19 protein-coding genes are annotated in these 18,372 nt (G+C 66.9%); 15 read left to right on the top strand and 4 right to left on the bottom strand.

Annotation, left to right across the window (positions count from 1 at the left end; all coding sequences use genetic code 11):
• Positions 1-378: 378 nt before the first annotated feature.
• On the top strand, positions 379-1,473 hold the full coding sequence (locus G5A07_RS09225; protein ID WP_262405879.1) for a helix-turn-helix domain-containing protein: 1,095 nt from the start codon (positions 379-381) through the stop codon (positions 1,471-1,473).
• Positions 1,474-1,508: 35 nt separating this feature from the next.
• Here G5A07_RS09225 and G5A07_RS09230 read toward each other — a convergent pair whose 3' ends face one another.
• Entirely contained in the window at positions 1,509-1,991 is a 483-nt protein-coding gene (locus G5A07_RS09230; RefSeq protein WP_006471121.1) for a YajQ family cyclic di-GMP-binding protein, read from the bottom strand.
• 91 nt (positions 1,992-2,082) lie between these two features.
• On the opposite strand from G5A07_RS09230, the gene G5A07_RS09235 reads away from it, so the two are divergent.
• From G5A07_RS09235 to G5A07_RS09245, 3 genes are all read left to right on the top strand, one after another.
• A complete protein-coding gene (locus G5A07_RS09235) occupies positions 2,083-2,979 on the top strand; it encodes a DMT family transporter (protein WP_010481368.1) in 897 nt (298 codons plus the stop codon).
• 185 nt (positions 2,980-3,164) lie between these two features.
• The gene (locus G5A07_RS09240) at positions 3,165-4,172 is read left to right on the top strand and encodes a methionine ABC transporter ATP-binding protein (protein WP_010481369.1); all 1,008 of its coding nucleotides are present in this window, start codon (positions 3,165-3,167) and stop codon (positions 4,170-4,172) included.
• On the top strand, positions 4,169-4,858 hold the full coding sequence (locus G5A07_RS09245) for a methionine ABC transporter permease (protein WP_049411008.1): 690 nt from the start codon (positions 4,169-4,171) through the stop codon (positions 4,856-4,858). Before G5A07_RS09240 ends, G5A07_RS09245 begins: the two co-directional genes overlap by 4 nt.
• 85 nt (positions 4,859-4,943) lie before the next feature.
• Here the strand turns inward: G5A07_RS09245 and G5A07_RS09250 are convergent, their stop codons facing one another.
• The gene (locus G5A07_RS09250; protein WP_010481371.1) at positions 4,944-5,546 is read right to left on the bottom strand and encodes a lipocalin family protein; all 603 of its coding nucleotides are present in this window, start codon (positions 5,544-5,546) and stop codon (positions 4,944-4,946) included.
• Between the two features lie 127 nt (positions 5,547-5,673).
• Between G5A07_RS09250 and G5A07_RS09255 the strand changes: the two genes are divergently transcribed.
• Together G5A07_RS09255 and G5A07_RS09260 are read left to right on the top strand one after the other, a co-directional pair.
• Entirely contained in the window at positions 5,674-6,000 is a 327-nt protein-coding gene (locus tag G5A07_RS09255; RefSeq protein ID WP_053443541.1) for a hypothetical protein, read from the top strand.
• A gap of 69 nt (positions 6,001-6,069) precedes the next feature.
• Complete coding sequence (locus G5A07_RS09260) at positions 6,070-8,166, top strand: prolyl oligopeptidase family serine peptidase (protein WP_019337663.1); 2,097 nt, start codon at positions 6,070-6,072, stop codon at positions 8,164-8,166.
• Positions 8,167-8,276: 110 nt separating this feature from the next.
• Here the strand turns inward: G5A07_RS09260 and G5A07_RS09265 are convergent, their stop codons facing one another.
• On the bottom strand, positions 8,277-9,464 hold the full coding sequence (locus G5A07_RS09265; RefSeq protein ID WP_057504335.1) for a pyridoxal phosphate-dependent aminotransferase: 1,188 nt from the start codon (positions 9,462-9,464) through the stop codon (positions 8,277-8,279).
• 143 nt (positions 9,465-9,607) lie between these two features.
• Between G5A07_RS09265 and G5A07_RS09270 the strand changes: the two genes are divergently transcribed.
• The 9 genes from G5A07_RS09270 (at position 9,608) to hslU (ending at position 17,311) form a co-directional block, all read left to right on the top strand.
• Complete coding sequence (locus G5A07_RS09270; protein WP_191863193.1) at positions 9,608-11,719, top strand: S9 family peptidase; 2,112 nt, start codon at positions 9,608-9,610, stop codon at positions 11,717-11,719.
• A 54-nt stretch (positions 11,720-11,773) separates the two neighbouring features.
• Entirely contained in the window at positions 11,774-12,199 is a 426-nt protein-coding gene (locus G5A07_RS09275; protein WP_049410994.1) for a YbaN family protein, read from the top strand.
• 82 nt (positions 12,200-12,281) lie between these two features.
• Positions 12,282-12,554, top strand: a complete 273-nt coding sequence (locus G5A07_RS09280) for a lipoprotein (protein ID WP_019337667.1) — start codon at positions 12,282-12,284, stop codon at positions 12,552-12,554.
• Positions 12,547-13,398, top strand: coding sequence for a diaminopimelate epimerase (gene dapF / locus G5A07_RS09285; protein ID WP_043401027.1), 852 nt, complete (start codon positions 12,547-12,549; stop codon positions 13,396-13,398). The genes G5A07_RS09280 and dapF overlap by 8 nt, the downstream gene beginning before the upstream one ends.
• Complete coding sequence (locus tag G5A07_RS09290; protein WP_043401025.1) at positions 13,395-14,069, top strand: DUF484 family protein; 675 nt, start codon at positions 13,395-13,397, stop codon at positions 14,067-14,069. Before dapF ends, G5A07_RS09290 begins: the two co-directional genes overlap by 4 nt.
• Positions 14,070-14,082: 13 nt before the next feature.
• Positions 14,083-14,973 carry a tyrosine recombinase XerC gene (gene xerC / locus G5A07_RS09295; protein ID WP_043401023.1) on the top strand — a complete coding sequence of 297 codons (891 nt, stop codon included), beginning with the start codon at positions 14,083-14,085 and terminating at the stop codon, positions 14,971-14,973.
• A gap of 77 nt (positions 14,974-15,050) precedes the next feature.
• The gene (locus tag G5A07_RS09300; protein WP_006393300.1) at positions 15,051-15,251 is read left to right on the top strand and encodes a DUF3079 domain-containing protein; all 201 of its coding nucleotides are present in this window, start codon (positions 15,051-15,053) and stop codon (positions 15,249-15,251) included.
• A 74-nt stretch (positions 15,252-15,325) separates the two neighbouring features.
• The gene (gene hslV / locus G5A07_RS09305) at positions 15,326-15,877 is read left to right on the top strand and encodes an ATP-dependent protease subunit HslV (RefSeq protein ID WP_005411093.1); all 552 of its coding nucleotides are present in this window, start codon (positions 15,326-15,328) and stop codon (positions 15,875-15,877) included.
• Between the two features lie 60 nt (positions 15,878-15,937).
• Positions 15,938-17,311, top strand: coding sequence for an ATP-dependent protease ATPase subunit HslU (hslU, locus tag G5A07_RS09310; protein ID WP_010481393.1), 1,374 nt, complete (start codon positions 15,938-15,940; stop codon positions 17,309-17,311).
• 54 nt (positions 17,312-17,365) lie between these two features.
• Here the strand turns inward: hslU and G5A07_RS09315 are convergent, their stop codons facing one another.
• On the bottom strand, positions 17,366-18,358 hold the full coding sequence (locus tag G5A07_RS09315) for a Gfo/Idh/MocA family oxidoreductase (RefSeq protein WP_043401018.1): 993 nt from the start codon (positions 18,356-18,358) through the stop codon (positions 17,366-17,368).
• Positions 18,359-18,372: the final 14 nt, after the last annotated feature.

An 18,372-nucleotide genomic window follows, 5' to 3' on the forward strand; every position in this document is an offset into this window, starting at 1 on the left:
GCAACGTCAACGTCAACGTCAAAAGCGGGCATTCCGTGGGATGGCGGGGTGGGCCCGGTTGCGGGGGACGCCGTAAACCCCGCTCCGCGGTCCGGCCCAGCCGCTGGCGGCTGTGCGTTCGCGCGCTTGCGAAGCAGTGCTTCGCGAGCAAAGCGCCCTCACCCATGGGGGCTTGGTCGCCGCATCCATGCGGCTCACACCCCCGCAACCGGACCCACCCCGCCTTCGACAGGTTCCCGCCGCTGTTGGTCGGCACGGGGTCGGATCCGTTTTCCAAAGGAAAACGCCTCTGACCCCGTGTTTGAACCGCTGGCGGAAACATTCCGTTGTCGGAACGTAACGTGGCGTTGCCGCAGACGGGTGTACGCTGCCTCCATGATGGCCACGACAGTCGGGCAGCAGCAGTTGGTGGCGGCACGTGCCGCTTTCGCCGAGGGCGATGTGCGCTCATTGGGCGTGTTGCCGCTGCCGCTGCAGCAGTCATGGCTGCGTTCGCGCGCGGCGGGCCTGCAACCGGGGCAGGAGCCGGACTATCGGCCGCTGCTGTGGGGCGGACAGCGTCTCCCGCATCCCGACGACCGGCGCCTGGCACGTTGCGTGCAGCCGGAGCTGGAGCAGCTCTGGGCGGCCTTCGGTGGGCGCGGCTGGACGATGTTCTGCGCCAACCGCGACGGCATGGTGATCGCGCAGCAGGCCCACGGCCTGGAAGATGCTCCCTTGCTGCGGCCGATCCAGGTCGGGCGACAGCTGGGCGAGACGGAGATCGGCACCACCGCGCCGGCGGTCAGCCTGGCTGACGATGTGCCTGCACTGGTACGCGGCAACGAACATTACCTGCAGCGGTTCGCGCCGGTGTTCTGCCTGAGCGAGCCACTGCACGATCTCGACGGTCGGGTCTGTGGGGTGATCGACATCACCGGTCTTGGCGAACGCGATCCCGCCCTGCTGCAGGGCTATTTCCGGCAGGCTGCGCTGGCCAGCGAAAATCGCTTGTTCCATAGCCTCACCGACGTGCACCTGCTGGCCGTGCAGCATGATCCGCGCTGGCTGGCGTCACCGCTGCAGGGACTGCTGGCGGTGCAGGAGGATGGCCAGCTGCGTGCAGCCAACCGCGTTGCACGGCGCCTGCTGGGCCTGCCACGGCGGGGGCCATTGCCGCTGCTGGATCTGGAGGCGCTGTTTGCTGGCGCCAGTGCGGCGCAACGGCGTCGCCTGCTGCAACCGGGCGCAGCGCATCGGGTCCGGTTGGGCGAGGGTAGTGCGGTGTACCTGCAGCGTCTGCAGGGGCCGCGGGGCGGGGCGCACCGGTCTACTCAGCAGAGCACCCCGGCAGATCCGGTCGCGCCGCTGCTGCGTGACCAGCAGCGTGAGGCCGCGCGCCGCGCGGCCCAGGCCGCTGACGGCAACCTCAGCCTGGCTGCACGCCAGCTGGGGATCTCGCGCACCACGCTGTACAAGCTGCTGCGCGATTGACCGCGTAGTCCGCCGGGCATGACCCGGCGGGGGCATCAGTCGCGGAAGTTGTTGAACTGCAGCGGCAGCTCGAACTTGCCGGCCTTGAGTACGGCAATGGCGTCCTGCAGGTCGTCGCGCTTCTTGCCCTGCACACGCAGCTTGTCGCCGTTGATCTGGCTTTCCACCTTCAGCTTGGCGTCCTTCAGTGCCGCCGCGATCTTCTTGGCGATCTTCTGCTCGATGCCCTGCTTGACGGTGATCTTCTGCCGGGCCTGGGCCAGGTTGGTCTCGATGTCACCGAACTCCAGGCTGAGCACATCGATGCCGCGCGCGGCCAGGCGTGCACGCAGGATGTCGTTCATCTGCTTGAGCTGGAACTCGGTCGGCGCAGTCTGGTTGATGACATCGCCATCGCGCTCGAACTTGGCGTCCACGCCCTTGAAGTCGAAGCGGGTGGCCAGTTCGCGGTTGGCCTGGTCGATGGCGTTGGTCAGCTCGTGGGTGTCGACTTCGGACACGACGTCGAAGGAAGGCATGGGCGTGGCTCCGCGGAATTCAGTGGCCGCCATTCTATCGCGGCGCCCATGCCCGGCGCCCGGCGGGGCGCGCGGTCGGCGATAATGGGCCATGAACGTGCAACGCTCCCCTTCGCGCGCGGTGGCCTGGATGGTCGCGGCGGTCGCCTGTTTCTCGCTGATGGACGCTGGCATGAAGCAGCTGTCGGCCAGCTATCCCACGCTGGAAGTGACTTTCCTGCGTGGTGCGGCCTCGTTGCCGTTCGTGCTGGTGTGGGTGCTGGTCAGCGCCGGCCCGCGCTCGCTGATCCCGCGCCGCTGGGGCCTGCACCTGCTGCGTGGCGGGCTGGGCATGGCGATGATCGGCTGCTTCGTGTTCGCCCTGCGCGACCTGCCGCTGTCCACCGCCTACACCATCTATTTCGTCGCCCCGTTGTTGATCGCTGCACTCTCGGTGCCACTGCTCGGTGAACGGGTCGGGCCGCGGCGCTGGGTTGCCATCGGCATCGGCCTGGTGGGCGTGCTGGTGGTGCTGCGGCCGGGCGTGGATGGCTTCATCTCGGTACCGGGGCTGATGGTGCTTGCTGCGGCCACCGCCTATGCCGTGGCAGCGATCACGGTCAGCCTGCTGACCCGCACCGATACCTCGCAGTCGATGGTGGTCTGGTTCCTGGTGATCATGGCCATCGGTGCCGGGCTGCTGTCCATTCCCGGTTGGGTGCCGCTGCAGCTGGCACATGCCCCGCTGATCGCCGGCATGGGACTGGCCGGGGCACTGGGCCAGATCGCCCTGACCAAGGCCTTCCAGCTGGGCGAGGCCTCGATGATCGCGCCGCTGGAGTACAGCGGGCTGGTCTGGGTGATTGGCTGGGACCTGGCCTTCTGGGGCCAGCTGCCTGATGGCTATACCTGGGTGGGCGCGGCGATCATCGTGGCTTCGGGGCTGTACCTGCTGCACCGCGAGCGGGTGAACCGGCAGGAGCCGCCGAAGCCGCTGGATCACCCCTGAGCCGGTTGGGCCAGGATCCGACCCCAGGGTCGGGTCCCCACAGGGGCCCTAACCCCAGCCAATGCGTCGGCGCGGGCGACTTAGAACCAAAAGGAATAACATTCTGGCCCATGGCGCGGGCGCGCGACCGCCTGCGCTGGTAGGCTGCACGCCCCCTTCCGTCACCCAGCCGGTGAGCCACGCCCGTGATCGAGTTCCAGCGCCTGCACAAATCCTATGCCGTTGCCGGCCGCGAAGTCAGCGCGCTGCAGCCGCTGGACCTGACCATAGAGGCCGGTGAGGTCTTCGGCATCATCGGCCATTCCGGCGCCGGCAAGTCGACTCTGATCCGCATGATCAACCGCCTGGAAGAGCCCAGCGGTGGTCGCCTGCTGATCGGTGGCGAGGATGTCACCGCACTGGATGCGGACGGCCTGCGCGCACTGCGCCGGCGCATCGGCATGATCTTCCAGCACTTCAACCTGCTGTCCTCGCGCACGGTGGCCGGCAATGTCGCCTTCCCGCTGGAGCTGGCCGGCACGCCGAAGGCGGAGATCGACGCGCGCGTGGCCGAGTTGCTGCAGACCGTGGGCCTGGAGGCGCACGCGCAGAAGTACCCGGCGCAGCTGTCCGGTGGTCAGAAGCAGCGCGTCGGCATCGCCCGCGCGCTGGCGACCCGCCCGCAGATCCTGCTGTGCGATGAGGCGACCAGTGCGCTCGACCCGCAGACCACGGCCTCGGTGCTGTCGCTGCTGTCGAAGATCAATCGCGAGCTGGGCCTGACCATCGTGCTGATCACCCACGAGATGGATGTGATCCGCCGTGTGTGCGACCGCGTGGCCGTGCTCGACGCCGGCCAGATGGTCGAGACCGGGCCGGTCACCCGCGTGTTCCTGCACCCGCAGCACCCGACCACGCGCCGTTTCGTCAGCGAATCGGAGCATGTGGACGAGGGCGCGCTGCACCGCGATTTCGACGTGGTCGGCGGCCGCATCGTGCGCCTGACCTTCCTCGGCGGCGACACCTACGAACCCCTGCTTGGCAGCGTCGCGCGCCAGACCGGGGTCGACTACAACATCCTGTCCGGCCGTATCGACCGGATCAAGGACACCCCGTATGGCCAGCTGGTGGTCGCCCTGGTGGGCGGCGACCAGTCCGCCGCGCAGGCCGCGTTCGTGGCCGCCGGCGTGCATGTTGAGGAGCTGCGTCGATGATCGTCGCCACTGCTGAAGGTTTCTTCCGCCACCTGGATGCGGACAAATGGGTGGATATCGGCAAGGCCACCATCGAGACGCTGCTGATGATGGCCGGCTCGCTGCCGCTCACCCTGGCCATCGGCCTGCCGATGGGCGTGCTGCTGTATGTGTTCGGTGCGCCGCAGATGAAGCGCCGGCCGCTGGCTTACGGCGTGCTGGCGATCGTGGTGAACCTGCTGCGTTCGGTGCCCTTCATCATCCTGATGGTGGTGCTGATTCCGGTGTCGCTGTGGCTGATGGGCCAGTCGATCGGCGTGCTCGGCACGCTGCCGGCGCTGGTGATCGGCGCGGCGCCGTTCTATGCGCGCCTGGTCGAAACCGCCCTGCGCGAAGTGGACCGCGGCGTGGTCGAGGCGGCGCAGTCGATGGGCGCCACCACCTGGCAGCTGGTCACCCGGGTGCTGCTGCCTGAAGCCCGGCCGGGCCTGATCGCGGCCGCTACGGTCACCACGGTGGCCCTGGTCGGCTTCACCGCCATGGGTGGTGCGATCGGCTCCGGGGGCCTGGGCGATCTGGCGCTGCGCGAAGGCTACCAGCGCAACCGTACGGACGTCGCCCTGGTCACCGTGGTGGTGCTGCTGATCCTGGTGCAGCTGCTGCAGATGCTCGGCGACCGCCTGGTCGCGCACTACAGCCGCAAGTAATCGGTGCGTCCGCCGGGCATGGCCCGGCGCTACCGGAACGTTCGCGTGGCAGGGTAGCGCCGGGCCATGCCCGGCGAGCGCTCTCTCAACGCACGTTCGGCACTTCGTAGCCCAGCTTCCCGACCTGTTCCGGGTGCTGCGGTACGCGCTTGAGCTTGTCGGTGTTCACGCCGTACTCGTCGCGCAGGCGTTCGGCCAGCTCCTTGTACAGCGCCTTGTCCATGTCCGGCGTGCGCGAGAAGATCCAGGCCATCTCACGGCCGGGGTAGCCGATCAGCGCCCACGAGTAATCCGGCGCCACTTCCAGCACCCGCGAATGGGTCGGCACGACGCGGTAGAACCAGGTGCGCCAGCCGTGGTTGCCGCTGTCCGGGTCGACGCTGGCGCGGGCACGCACTTCCTGCAGCGGTTCGCCGAAGCCATCACGGTAGCGGTAGGTGATGCCGACCTTGTGCGCGTCGCGCAGCTCGTACTCGTTGACGCTGGCGACATGGCCACGTTCGATGAAGTTCGGCACGCGGCCGATCACATACCAGGTGCCCATGAAGCGCTTCAGGTCGATCGGTGCGTCCAGGGCAGCTGCACCAGAGGCACTGGTACGGGGCGACGGCGGCTCACTGGCGGCCACGGCGGGGCCGGCCAGGGAAAGGGCCAGCAGCGCGGCGCAGAGCGGGCGGATCGAAGTCATGCGGGAGCGGGCTCCAGTGGGCTTGCACGCGCATGGTCGACTGTGTGCACGCGATCCGTCAATGGTGTCGCAACCTGTGAGAAGGGCCTTGCCCAAACTGTGTTGCATTGTCCACCGGAGAAGCCCCATGAACGCACGTTCCGTTCGCCGCCCTGCAACTGAACGCGTCATCATTGAACGCGCCGATCCACGCCTGCTGCGCAGCGTGCAGCAGGTGGCGCTGGCCGGCCTGGCACTGGTGCTGGTCTGGCCAGCCGCGCGCGGCAGCAACGCCTGGCTGGGCTGGCTGCCGATGTGGCTGGTGGGCATGCCGCTGGTGGCCTGGTGGGCGTTGCTGCGCTTCCCGCTGCCTGGACTGTCGTGGCTGCGGCTGGCCCGGCGTACCGGTGGACAGGCCCGTCGCCGCACCGGCGGCACGACCCGTGGCCGGCGCAGCCCCGCGGCCACGGCCTGACCTTCGACACGGGGGAGACCGCGACATTCCGTGCTAGCGTTCCAAGGCTTATGACTGCCTGGAGCTGCAATGTCACGACTCGCTTCCGCCTGCCTGCTGGCCGGCATGATGACCGCTGCCTCGGTGGGGACCGCCGTGGCCGCTGAAGACACCGACCGTTACGCCTGGCTCGAAGACGTCACCGGCGACAAGCCGCTGACCTGGGTCAAGGAACAGAACGCCAAGTCCGAGGCGCGCCTGGCGCAGACCCCGGCCTTCAAGCAGATGGAGACCCGCATCCGCGAGGTGCTCGACTCCGATGCCAAGATTCCCGGCGTGCAGAAGATCGGCGACTACTACTACAACTTCTGGAAGGACCAGCAGCACGAGCGTGGCCTGTGGCGCCGCACCACCCTGGCCGAGTACCGCAAGGCCTCGCCGCAGTGGGAAACCGTGCTTGACCTGGATGCGTTGAACAAGGCCGAAGGCGAGAACTGGGTCTGGCACGGTGCTGACTGCCTGCGTCCGGACTACAGCCGCTGCCTGATCGCGCTGTCACGCGGTGGCGCCGACGCCGATGTCACCCGCGAATTCGACCTGTCCAACAAGAGCTGGATCAAGGACGGCTTCTTCCGTCCGGAGTCGAAGGGCGGCCTCAGCTGGATCGATCGCGATACGGTGTTCGTCTACACCGACTTCGGTGCCGGTTCGATGACCACCTCCGGCTACCCGCGCGTGGCCAAGCTGTGGAAGCGCGGCACGCCGATGGCCTCGGCCACGGCCGTGTACGAAGGCAAGCCGGAAGACATGTACATCGCGGCGATGCACGATGACACCCCGGGCTTCGAGCGCAACCTGGTCAGCCGCACCCTGGCCTTCTACAACAACGAGATCTACCTGCGCGGCGACGACGGCACGCTGACCAAGATTGATGCGCCGAACTCGGCCGAGAAGGGCCTGCACAAGCAGTGGCTGACCCTGGAGCTGCGCGACCCGTGGACCGTGGGCGGCAAGACCTATGCCTCCGGTTCGCTGCTGGCCACCAAGCTGGATGACTTCCTGGCGGGCAAGCGCGACTTCGAGGTGCTGTTCACCCCGACCGCGACCACCTCGTTGGCCAGCGCCACCTGGACCAAGAGCCATCTGGTGCTGAACGTGCTGGATGACGTCAAGAACCGCCTGTCGGTGCTGACCCCGGGCGCCGATGGTTGGCAGACCAGCCGTTTCGTCGGCGCGCCGGCCTTTGGCACGCTGGGCGTGGCCGCGGTGGACAGCAACGACAGCGACGCGGTGTGGCTGACCGCTACCGACTACCTGACCCCGACCACGCTGGCACTGGCCGAGATCGGCCAGGCGCCGGAAACGCTGAAGACCATGCCGGCCTTCTTTGATGCCAAGGGCAAGGTGATCGAGCAGCACTTCGCCACCAGCAAGGACGGCACCCGCGTGCCGTACTTCGTGGTGCACGACAAGGCGATGAAGCTGGATGGCTCCAACCCGACCCTGCTGTACGGCTACGGTGGTTTCGAGATCTCGCTGACCCCGAACTACTCCGGTGGCATGGGCCGCGCCTGGCTGGAGAAGGGCGGCGTGTACGTGGTCGCCAACATCCGTGGTGGTGGCGAGTACGGCCCGCGCTGGCACCAGGCAGCGCTGAAGCAGAACCGTCACAAGGCCTATGAAGACATGGCCGCGGTGGCGCGCGATCTGGTCAAGCGCAAGATCACCAGCGCCAAGCACCTGGGCGTGCAGGGCGGCAGCAACGGTGGCCTGCTGACCGGCAACATGCTGACCCAGTACCCGGAACTGTTCGGTGCGGTGGTGGTGCAGGTGCCGCTGCTGGACATGAAGCGCTACAGCCATCTGCTGGCCGGTGCCTCGTGGATGGCCGAGTACGGTAACCCGGATACCAGCGACTGGGAGTTCATCAAGACCTTCTCGCCGTATCACCTGTTCAACGCGAAGAAGAACTACCCGCCGGTGCTGTTCACCACCTCCACCCGCGATGATCGCGTGCATCCGGGCCACGCCCGCAAGATGGCCGCGAAGATGATCGACGCCGGCAAGGACGTGACCTACTACGAGAACATCGAAGGTGGCCACGGCGGTGCAGCCAACAACGCGCAGGCCGCACACATGTCGGCGCTGGCCTACAGCTTCCTGTGGGAACGCCTCGGCGGTAAGTGACGGAATGAAAAACGCCGCCTTCGGGCGGCGTTTTTCGTTGGGTCCGCGTATCCACGTGGCGTGGAGCCAGTAGATCCACGCCATGCGTGGATGCTGTTCGCGCAGGGCGATCAGGTGCCCCAGCTCTTCAACCCACGCGCGATCCGCGCCACCGCCTCCTGCAATCGCGGCACTTCCTGCGTATAGGCCAGGCGCACATGCTGGTTGGCGCGATGGAAGCCGAAATCCAGCCCGGGGGTGAATGCCACGTGCTCGGTTTCCAGGAAGTGCGCGCAGAACGCCTGCGCGTCGTCGGTGAATGCGCTCACATCGGCGTACAGGTAGAACGCACCCTGCGGCTCGACTTCGATGCGGAAGCCCAGTTCGCGCAGTGCAGGCAGCAGGAAATCGCGGCGCTGGCGGAACGCCTCGCGGCGTTGCTCGAAGATCGCCATCGATTCCTCGCTGAAACAGGCGAGGGCGGCATGCTGAGCGATGCTCGACGCGCTGATGTACAGGTTCTGTGCCAGCTTCTCCAGATCGGGCACGGCCGCCGGCGGTGCCACCAGCCAGCCCAGCCGCCAGCCGGTCATGCCGAAGTACTTGGAAAAACTGTTCAGCACGAACGCGCTGTCATCCACCTGCAGCACGCTGGGCGCATCCAGGCCGTAGGTCAGGCCGTGATAGATCTCGTCCACCACCAGGTGGCCGCCCCGCGCGTGCAGGGTCTGCGACAGGGCTGACAGTTCGTCGGCGGAAAGCACGGTGCCGGTCGGGTTGGCCGGCGAGGCGACCAGCGCGCCGACGCTGTCGGCGTTCCAGTGTTGTTCCACCAGCGATGGAGTCAGCTGGTAGGCGGTTTCCGGCCCGACCGGCACCAGCTGCGCACCGCCTTCCACCAGGCGCAGGAAGTGGCGGTTGCACGGATAACCTGGGTCGGCCAGCAGCCAGTGGCGACCAGGATCGACCAGCAGGCTGCTGGCCAGCAGCAGCGCACCGGAGCCGCCGGGGGTGACCAGGATGCGTTCGGGATCGATGTCCAGCCCGTAGTGGCTGCGATAGAAACCACTGATGGCCTGGCGCAGGGCCGGCAGGCCACGTGCGGCGGTGTAGCGGGTATGGCCGGCGGCCAATGCGGCCTGGCCGGCACGCACGACCGGTTCGGCCGTGGTGAAGTCCGGTTCGCCGATTTCCAGGTGGATCACATCGTGGCCGGCCTGTTCCAGCGCCTGTGCGCGGGCCAGCAGCGACATCACGTGGAACGGAGCGATTTCATGGCTGCGCCGGCTGTAGCCCGGCGTGTGGGGCAGGGTACTCATCTGCCCATGGTACGCCGGTCGGCATGACCCATGACGATCCGCAGGGTTGCCGCATTGCAGGGATTGGGGTCAGATCCCTTTTCGGGAAAAGGGATCTGACCCCGCCGAAGACCATTGCATTGATGCGCCTGGAGCCTTATCTCATGAAATCCACTCTCTGCCTGTTGCTTGCGAGCCTGATGACCACGACCGCTACCGCCGCCACGCCGCCCGTTCCGCCGGATGCTGCCAAGCACCCGCATGTGGTCAAGGCGCCGTTCGGCGCGACCCGCAACGATGACTATTACTGGCTGCGCGACGACAAGCGCGAGAACAAGGACATGCTGGCCTACCTGCAGGCCGAGAATGCCTACGCTGACCAGCTGCTGGCACCGCTGAAGCCGCTGGAAGACACCCTGTACAAGGAGATCGTCGGCCGCATCAAGCAGGACGATTCCAGCGTGCCGGCGCGCGAGCGCGGCTACTGGTACTACAGCCGTTTCGAGACCGGCCAGGACTACCCCATCCACGCGCGCCGCAAGGGCAGCATGGACGCGGCCGAAGAGATCCTGCTGGACGTCAACACGATGGCCGCTGGCAAGGGCTACTTCAGCGTCGGCTCGATGGAGGTCAGCCAGGACAACCAGCTGCTGGCCTGGGCCGATGATGATGTGGGCCGCCGCCAGTACACGATCCGCTTCAAGGACCTGGCCACCGGCAAGGTGTTGCCCGATGTGATCACCGGCAGCTCCGGCGACCTGGTCTGGGCCGACGACAACCGCACCGTGCTGTATGTCGAGAACGATCCGGAAACACTGCTGACCGTGCGCGTGAAGAAGCACGTGCTGGGTACCCCGGCCAGCGCCGACACCGTCGTCTACGAAGAGAAGGACGACAGCTTCTACATGGGCATCGGCCGCACCCGCGACGATCGCTTCATCACCATCGGCGTGCACAGCACCGTGTCCTCGGAAGAGCGCTATGCACCCGCCAGCGACCCGACCACCTTCACCGTACTGGCCCCGCGCCAGCGCGATGTCGAGTACGACGCCGATCACTACGACGGCCGCTGGGTGATCCGTACCAACGATGGTGCGAAGAACTTCAAGCTGGTCACCGCACCGACCGATGCGACCTCGCGCGCGCAGTGGAAGGACTGGATCACGCATGACGATGCGGTGTTCATCGAAGGCTTCGAACTGTTCGATGGCTACACCGCCATCGCCGAACGTTCGCAGGGCCTGGAACGCATCCGCCTGCTGTTCGAGGACGGTCGCAGCGACTACGTGAAGGCCGACGAGCCGGCGTACTCGATGGGCCTGGGCGACAACACCGAGGCCGATACGCCGTGGCTGCGTTACATCTACACCTCGATGACCACCCCGACCACGGTGTTCGAACTGAACACCGCCACCGGCGAGCGCCGCCAGCTGAAGGTGCAGCCGGTGATCGGCTATGACGCCTCGAAGTACGAAACCGATCGCGTCTGGATCACCGCGCGCGATGGCGTGAAGGTGCCGGTGTCGCTGGTCTACCGCAAGGGCTACCAGAAGGATGGCAAGGGCGCGCTGTTCCAGTACGCCTATGGCAGCTATGGCATGTCGATGGATCCGTACTTCAACCAGACCGCGGTGAGCCTGCTCGACCGTGGCGTGGTGTATGCCATCGCCCATATCCGCGGTGGCCAGGAAATGGGCCGCGACTGGTACGAGAACGGCAAGCTGCTGCACAAGCAGAACACCTTCAACGACTTCATCGACGTCACCCGAGGGCTGGTGGCACAAGGCTGGGCGGCGAAGGATCGCGTCGCCGCGTCCGGTGGCAGCGCCGGTGGCCTGTTGATGGGCGCGGTGGCCAACCAGGCGCCACAGGATTACCGGGTGATGGTGGCGCAGGTGCCGTTCGTCGACGTGGTCACCACCATGCTCGACCCGACCATTCCGCTGACCACCAACGAGTACGACGAGTGGGGCAATCCGGAGCAGAAGCCGTACTACGACTACATGCTGTCCTACTCGCCCTATGACAACGTGAAGCAGCAGGCCTATCCGGCGCTGTTCGTGGGCACCGGCCTGTGGGATTCGCAGGTGCAGTACTGGGAACCGGCCAAGTGGGTGGCCAAGCTGCGTGACGACAACACCGGCCACTACCCGATCCTGTTCCGCACCAACATGGAAGCCGGCCACGGCGGCAAGTCGGGGCGCTTCCAGCGTTACCGCGAGCTGTCCGAGTCGTATGCGTTCGTGCTGCAGCAGCTGGGCATCGCCCAGCCGTGATGGCGACAGGGTGCCGGGCACTGCCTGGCACCCTGAACCGGTATCCTTGCGGCCATGAGCGCGCCAGATCCTTCCGCCCCTCGTGACGCCACCACGCCACCGCGCGTGGTGCGTTTCCGCTGGGCGTGGTGGCTGCTGGCGTACGTCAGCCTCGGTACCGGCATCGTCGGCATCTTCGTGCCGGGCCTGCCGACCACCGTATTCATCCTGATCTCGGCGTGGGCCGCCTCGCGCGGCTCCGAGCGCCTGCACACCTGGCTGCTGCAGCATCCACGCTTTGGCCCGGCCATCGCCAACTGGCAGGCGCATGGTGCAGTCAGCCGCTACGGCAAGTGGATGGCCACGATCACCATGGCGGTATGCGCCGGCATCATGTTGTGGTGCGTGCCGATCGCCTGGGTGAAGTGGTTCTCGATCGGCAGCATGACCGTGGTGGCGATCTGGCTGTGGACCCGGCCGCTGCCGCCGCCCGCGGATTGAACCCCTGCTGTGGTGCCGGCCGCTGGCCGGCAACCCGATCCCCTGCACCAACCGCTCAGCCGCCAGTGGCTATACTCGGGGCATGAAGACCCCCCATCGAAACGCCATCCTGATTCCGCTGGCAGCGGCTTCGCTGCTGTTCCTCGCCGCCTGCGGCAACAAGGGCCCGCTGGTACTGCCGCAGAAGCCGGTGCCGGTGGAAGAAACCGTCGAACCGGTTGCCGAGCCCGCGACCGAAGCGACCCCGACCGAGACCCAGGGCAGCGGCACGCCGGCCACGACCGTGGACCCGGCTGCACCGACCACCCAACCGGCGCCTGCGCCTGCGAAGAAGGTGGGCGGCGGGAATGAGTAAGGCCGGTTCCAAGGCGCTGCGCTTCAGCAAGATGCATGGCGCGGGCAATGATTTCGTAGTGATCGACCTGCGTGACGGCACTGCGCCGCCCACGCCTGAACTGGCCGCGCGCCTGGCCGACCGCCACACCGGCGTCGGCTGCGATCAGATCCTGACCATCGAAGCACCGCGCGCGGAAGGCTCGGTGGCGTCCTACCGCATCTGGAATGCCGACGGTTCCAACTCCGAGCAGTGCGGCAACGGCGCGCGCTGCATCGCGGCCTGGCTGGTGCGCGAGGGCAGTGCGCAGGGCGGTGCATTCGTCATCGACAGCCCGTTGGCCAGCCACGAAGTGAAGATGCTGGGCGAGGGCCAGTTCGCGGTGACCATGGGGGTGCCCGCGTTCGAGCCGGCCAACGTGCCGCTGATGGGCTTCGCCCACGCGCGCGAGGAATACCTGCTGCCGCTGCAGGGCGAGAGCGTCCGCTTTGCTGCGGTATCGATGGGCAATCCGCATGCGGTGATTGAAGTGGGCCTGATCGATGCCGCACCGGTCGAGCGCGTCGGTTCGCTGCTGCAGCAGCATGCGTCGTTCCCGCGCTCGGTGAACGTGGGCTTCGTACAGGTGATGGGCCCGGCGCATGCACGTCTGCGTGTGAATGAGCGCGGCGTCGGTGAAACCCTGGCCTGTGGCAGCGGTGCCTGTGCCGCTGCGGTGACCCTGATGCAGCGTGGCCGCCTGCAGCGTGACGCGCGCATCAGCCTGCCCGGTGGCGACCTGCGCATCCAGTGGCCAGGCGATGGCCAGCCGGTGGTGATGGCCGGCCCGACCGCATTCGTCTTCGAAGGGGAGTGGATCGCATGACCGAAACCGTCGACAAGCTCGGGGCCCATGAAGTCGCTGCCTGGTTGCGGCGTCATCCGGGCTTCCTCAAGCAGTTCCCGGACCTGGCCCTGACCCTGGTGGTGCCGCGTGATGACGGTCCGACCGCGTCGCTGGCCAGCTACCAGCTGGAAGTGCTGCGCGAGAAGAACCGCGAGCTGGCACGACGGTTGGCCGATCTGGGCGCAACCGCCCAGATCAATGAACGCCTGGCAGTGCGCACGCATCAGCTGACCCTGGCGCTGATGAAGCAGGACAACGCCGCCGATACCCTGCGTGCTATGGCTGCCTCGCTGCAGGAAGATTTCGCCGGCGACCTGGTACGGCTGGTGGTGCACAGGCCGGTGGCCGGGCTGGAGCAGGCCGACTGGCTGCAGGTGATTGCCGCCGATGATCCGCAGCTGGGCCCGTTCCGCGACTGCCTGAAGGATGGCGAGCCGATCTGCGGCCGCCTGCAGCCGGAAAAGAATGCCGTGCTGTATGGCGTGCGCAGCGAGGAAGTGCAGACCACGGCGCTGCTGCCGCTGCCGGGCGTGGGCCTGATTGCGGTCGGCAGCCACGATCCGAACCGCTTCTATCCGGGCATGGGCACGCTGTTCCTGCGCATGATGGGCGATGCGTTGGTCGCCGGCCTGAAGCGCTTCCCGGGCTGAGCAGGACACGACGATGAGCGCGGTACAGGCCTTCCTGCAGCACCTGCAGGTGGAACGGCGGATGTCGGCGCATACGCTCGATGCCTACCGCCGCGACCTGGACGCGCTGTCGGTCTGGGCCGAGCCACGTGGTGTAGCGGTGGAGGCGCTTGATGCTGACGCAGTGCGCCAGTTCGTTGCCGATGAGCACCGCCGCGGCCTGTCGGCCAAGAGCCTGCAGCGCCGCTTGTCCGCCTGCCGCAGCTTCTATGCCTGGCTGCTCAAGCACGGGCGCATCGAGGTCAGTCCGGCGGCGACGCTGAAGGCGCCGCGTGCGCCGCGCCGGTTGCCGCAGGTGCTTGACGCCGACGAAGCCGTGCAGCTGGTCGAGCTGGAACCGGAAGGCGAGCTCGGCCGTCGCGACCGCGCGCTGCTGGAACTGTTCTATTCCTCCGGCCTGCGCCTGAGCGAAGTCTGCGCGCTGACCTGGCGCGATCTGGATTTCGACAGCGGCCTGGTCAACGTGCTGGGCAAGGGCAATCGCCAGCGCCGCGTGCCGTTCGGCAGGCCAGCGCGCGAAGCACTGCAGGCGTGGCGCACGGAAAGTGGCGGTGGACCGGCCTCGCCGGTATTTCCCGGCCGCAACGGGCCGATCAGCCAACGCGCGGTGCAGATCCGCATCCGCCAGCTGGCGCAGCGCCAGGGCCTGTTCAAGCACGTGCACCCGCACATGCTGCGGCACAGTTTCGCCAGCCATATCCTGGAATCATCCGGCGATCTGCGTGGCGTGCAGGAGCTGCTTGGCCATGCCGACATCGCCACCACCCAGATCTACACCCACCTCGATTTCCAGCACCTGGCCAAGGTCTACGACGCCGCGCATCCACGCGCGAAGCGCCGCAACAAGGGCGACACGGCTGAATAGCCCGCCCTTGATCTGGATCAGGGCAGGGCGGGCGCTACCGGCGCATCGTGGCCGCAGGCCACGAGGAACCCGCCACCATGGCGAAGCCCATTCCGCTGCATCCGAAGCATCCCGAGCGCATCTGCTGGGGCTGCGACCGCTACTGCGCAGCTGACGCACTGGCCTGCGGCAATGGCTCCGGTCGCACCCAGCATCCGATCGAGACGCAGGGCGAAGACTGGTATATCGCCTGGGGCATCGAGCCCAATCCGGATCGGCCTTCGCAAGCCAAGCGCTGAACGGCAGCCATCCGCACAGGCTTGATCGCACCCGGCGCTGTCCCCATGTCCCGGGAACAGCTATCGGAGGCCGCATGGACCCCAGTCAGAATCCCAACGTTTTCCACGCCACCACCATCGTCTGCGTCCGTCGCGGCGAGCACGTGGCCATTGCCGGCGACGGCCAGGTCACGCTGGGCCACACCGTGATGAAGGGCAATGCACGCAAGGTGCGCCGCCTCGGTCGTGACGGCCAGGTGCTGGCCGGCTTCGCCGGTGCCGCCGCCGATGCCTTCACCCTGTTCGAGCTGTTCGAGGCCAAGCTGGAAAAGCACGGCCAGCTGCAGCGCGCTGCGGTCGAACTGGCCAAGGATTGGCGCACCGAGCGCCGCCTGGGCAAGCTCGAGGCCCTGCTGGCAGTGGCCGACAAGGAAACCTCGCTGATCATCAGCGGCACCGGCGATGTGATCGAACCGGAGGACGGCATCATCGCCATCGGTTCCGGCGGTTCCTATGCGCTGTCGGCCGCGCGCGCGCTGATGGCGCACACCGAACTGGATGCGCGCACCATCGCCAGCGAAGCCATTGGCATTGCCGGCGACATCTGCATCTACACCAACCGCAACGTGGTGGTCGAGGAGCTGTAACGCCTCCCGATCCGCCGGGCATGGCCCGGCGCTACCGACAACGAATCCGTGAGCACATCCATGTCGAAGATCGAAGTTTCCTCCGCCACCATGACCCCGCGCGAGATCGTGCAGGAACTGGACCGGCATATCGTGGGCCAGCACGACGCCAAGCGCGCCGTGGCCATCGCCCTGCGCAACCGCTGGCGCCGCATGCAGCTGGTGCCGGAGCTGCGCAATGAAGTGATGCCGAAGAACATCCTGATGATCGGCCCGACCGGCGTCGGCAAGACCGAAATCGCGCGCCGCCTGGCCACGCTGGCCAACGCACCGTTCGTGAAGGTTGAAGCCACCCGCTTCACCGAAGTCGGCTACGTCGGCAAGGACGTCGAGCAGATCATCCGTGACCTGGCCGATACGGCCGTCAAGCTGTACCGCGAACAGGCCAAGGTGCGCGTGCGTACCCAGGCCGAAGAACGTGCCGAAGACCGTATCCTCGATGCGCTGTTGCCGCGCCGCAGCGGTGGCATCGGCTTCGATCCGGAAGTCGCCCGCAACGAACCGTCGGCGCAGGACAACGAGACCCGCATCAAGTTCCGCAAGATGCTTCGCAACGGTGAGCTGGACGAGCGCGAGATCGAACTCGACCTGGCCGCCAATGTCAGCATGGACATCATGACCCCACCGGGCATGGAGGAAATGGGCCAGCAGCTGAAGTCGATGTTCGCCAACCTCGGCGGCGGCGCCAAGGCGCATAAGCGCACGCTGACCATCAAGGCCGCGCGTCCGCTGCTGGTGGAAGAAGAGGCCGGCAAGCTGGTCAACGAAGACGATATCCGCACGGCGGCGATCGAGGCCTGTGAGCAGCACGGCATCGTCTTCATCGACGAGATCGACAAGGTCGCCAAGCGTGGTGACAACGTGGGCGGTGGCGACGTGTCCCGCGAAGGTGTGCAGCGCGACCTGCTGCCGCTGGTGGAAGGCTCCAACGTGTCCACCAAGTACGGCACCATCAAAACCGACCACATCCTGTTCATCGCCTCCGGTGCGTTCCACCTGGCCAAGCCCAGCGATCTGATTCCGGAGCTGCAGGGTCGCTTCCCGATCCGCGTTGAACTGGGGGCGCTGAGCAAGAACGATTTCGTGCGCATCCTGACCGAGCCGAAGGCCGCGCTGACCAAGCAGTACGAAGCGCTGCTGGCCACCGAGGGCGTCAAGGTCAGCTTCACTGCCGACGCCATTGATCGTCTGGCCGAGATCGCCTTCCAGGTGAACGAGCGCCAGGAGAACATCGGTGCCCGCCGCCTGCATACCGTGCTGGAGCGCCTGCTGGATTCGCTCAGCTACGAGGCACCGGACCGCGACGGCGAAACCCTGGCCATCGACCGTGCTTATGTCGATGCACACCTGGGCGAGCTGGTGCAGGATCCGGACCTGAGCCGCTACATCCTGTAATGCCCGGCTCCGCAAAGCCATGGGGCCGCCGAAAGGCGGCCTTTTTGTTGGCGGTCAGTGCGGGTGCCGGGCGCGGTAGGCCTGCAGTACCTGGTCGATCACCGCACTGGTGCGCGCAGCGCTGATGCCGGTCGACGGTGAACAGCCGTTGCCACGCAGTTCGTCCACGAGGGAGGCGATCAACGGCTGCTGGACCGCTGGCGGGTTCGGGATATCGAACGCCTGCACGCCCGCTTCGGTCTCCAGAACCACCGGAACGTCCTCGAAGGTGGCAAAGCGCAGCTGCCCGCGGTCGCCGGTGATCTCGATCTCATCCTGGCGGCGGAAGGCGCAGAAGCTCCACTGCGCGATGCCATGCGCGCCCATTCCGGTGCGGAAGCACATCGAGACGCTGTCCTCGGCGGCGTAGGCGCCGGTCAACGAACTGGCCAGGCCACGCACATCGCTCAGCGGCCCCAGGAGATGGTCGAGCAGGTCCAGGGTATGCGAGCCCAGATCGACGAACAGCCCGCCGCCGGCGATCGCCGGATGGGTCCGCCAGAAGTCCGGCGAGGCGGCATTCGCCGAATGCGGCCGGTGCAGGGTGGCGCGCACGCTGCGCGGCGTACCGATCGCGCCGCTGTCCAGCAGCTGTTTCACCTGTGCGAAGCGGGGCAGGGCGCGGCGGTAATAGGCCACGAACACCGGCACGCCGCGGCGTGCGCTGGCCTCCAGTACGCGTTCGCATTCGGCGTGATCCATGGCCATCGGCTTTTCGATGTAGACCGGCTTGCCCGCGGCGATCGCCTGCAGCGCGTACTGCATGTGCGTCGAGGGAGGCGTTGCGACGTACACCGCGTTCACTTCCGGATCGGCGATGAGCGCATCAGCGTCCGCGTACCAACGGGGAATGGCATGGCGCCTCGCGTAATCCTCGGCCAACGCCGCATTGCGGCGCATGACCGCTGCAACCCGTGATCCGGGTGTGCTGGCCAGGGCCGGGCCGCTCTTCTTCTCGGTGACACTGCCGCAGCCGATGAAGCCCCACACCACATTGTCCAGGATCATGGGTCTGTCCTCAG

The organism is Stenotrophomonas sp. AS012628 (assembly GCF_010608305.1).
GTDB classification, from domain to species: Bacteria; Pseudomonadota; Gammaproteobacteria; order Xanthomonadales; family Xanthomonadaceae; genus Stenotrophomonas; species Stenotrophomonas geniculata.